The sequence below is a fragment of the Thiolapillus sp. genome (genome assembly GCF_048562965.1).
Lineage (GTDB): Bacteria > Pseudomonadota > Gammaproteobacteria > Chromatiales > Chromatiaceae > Thiolapillus > Thiolapillus brandeum_A.
In genome coordinates this window covers 1-1,417 of record NZ_JBHNMF010000763.1, presented here as the reverse complement: position 1 = coordinate 1,417, position 1,417 = coordinate 1, and the positions used below count along the sequence as shown (strand labels likewise).

General features: G+C 49.6%; 2 protein-coding genes and 1 pseudogene. 2 read left to right on the top strand and 1 reads right to left on the bottom strand.

All coding sequences use genetic code 11. From position 1 onward, the window contains the following. The first annotated feature begins 247 nt into the window (after nt 1–247). Entirely contained in the window at nt 248–451 is a 204-nt protein-coding gene (locus tag ACOCD2_RS19895) for a hypothetical protein (protein WP_293653198.1), read from the top strand. Nucleotides 452–577: 126 nt separating this feature from the next. On the opposite strand, the pseudogene drmC reads toward ACOCD2_RS19895, so the two are convergent. Then, a pseudogene (gene drmC / locus ACOCD2_RS19890) lies at nt 578–1,117 on the bottom strand (DISARM system phospholipase D-like protein DrmC). Between drmC and ACOCD2_RS19885 the strand changes: the two are divergent. Further along, nucleotides 1,107–1,417: hypothetical protein (locus tag ACOCD2_RS19885; RefSeq protein WP_293715433.1), on the top strand; the 311-nt coding region annotated here is incomplete at its 3' end. The pseudogene drmC and the gene ACOCD2_RS19885 sit on opposite strands and share 11 nt — an antisense overlap.

The following is a 1,417-nucleotide window of genomic DNA, read 5'->3' as shown; positions in this document are numbered from 1 at the left end:
GTCGCGTCCAACCCCTCCGACATAGGCAAACCTGGATTCTTACTATGATGCAAACCAAGGTTGATTTTGGCCAAATTTGGCAATGTAAAGAAGCTACACGATGAAACAACCAGTGCAACCTATTGTTTTTACGTCGATTATTGATTAATCGAGATAGCTGAAATTGGTGAGTAATCAAGTAAAGGTATGCATTGGCCTATACAACAGCAACCCACGTAAGAACAGATTCAAGGAAATACGTGGAAAGATGGATGATCTCCCAACCCCCAGTGAATTCTCAGACTGGAATTGGAAAACGCAGGAAGATCAGGTCTGGTATGAAAAAAACCTACCCATCAACCCCGACAATATGAACGAGTTGGCTGTTGCCCTGAGCAAATCGATTCTCTCTATGAAAAAACTAGCTGAAAGTGCAGATATTGAAATCCTTACCGAGGATAAAGAGCAATAGCTACAAATACGGTGTCGTTACATGTAGGAGCGCAACCGTATGTAGGCAATAGACCCGCCGTGATCAATATCATATCGAGCCGTAGAATACCTGCGATATTCGCGACAATTTCACATCACGAGTAGATCACTGAACCAGATCTATGACGCCAGTGGCCACCAGGGCATCCAGATGGTTTTCTACTTGCTCAGGAAGATGGCCCCCTTTTATCAACACCCCCGCTTCCATGTTCTTGTCCATGGCATGACCAGTCAGATTGGCGCTGGAGATGAAACAAGTACTGGCATCGGAAACTGCGACTTTGGCGTGTACCTTTCCTCCGGAGAATTCGCCTTCCTATTTTTTCCAAAAATAGAACCTGGCCTCAGGCAAAGAGTCCTTCATTTTGCCTATGAGATCCGATGAAAGACTTCCCCCATGCGCATCACTGGACTCCAGCAAGATGGAGACATCCACTCCGCGCTCGATGGCCTTGGCCAATGCTGTGACGATGGCTTTGGGTCTGTATGCAACGAAACTGGTGATGAAGATTCGTTTGCTCGCTGCGCCGATGAGTTGGATCAACACCTGTTCGGTCCGCCTGGTAGCCACCAGTTCGGTAGACGGCCCCGTCCATACCAACTCGATGGATCGTTCTGCCCTGGCTCGATGATAGATGATAGGCATGACTCGCACCAACGAGTATGCCGGCGAGCTCGTCCGCACCGATCTCCGTCGATTGCCAGAGATCCGACAACTGCCCAAGACGTTCTTTGAATCCCGGAGTCATGACCCAGTCGGGGCGGATACCTGCGGCTCCTTTCCCGCCTTTCTCACGGATGAGCGATGCGAGCTTGCGAGTCTCATCAGGGTGTACATCCGCGACCAAGAACGTCACCAGATCCAACAATGCCGTCGTTCCTTTCGTCATCGATCGAAGAATGCTGCATCTGCACGATCGAGTGTCGGCACCAACAACGACCGATC

Excerpts from the sequence above, each read along its gene's own strand:
- ACOCD2_RS19895 (WP_293653198.1), top strand. The coding sequence starts at position 248 with ATGGATGATCTCCCAACCCCCAGTGAATTCTCAGACTGGAATTGGAAA.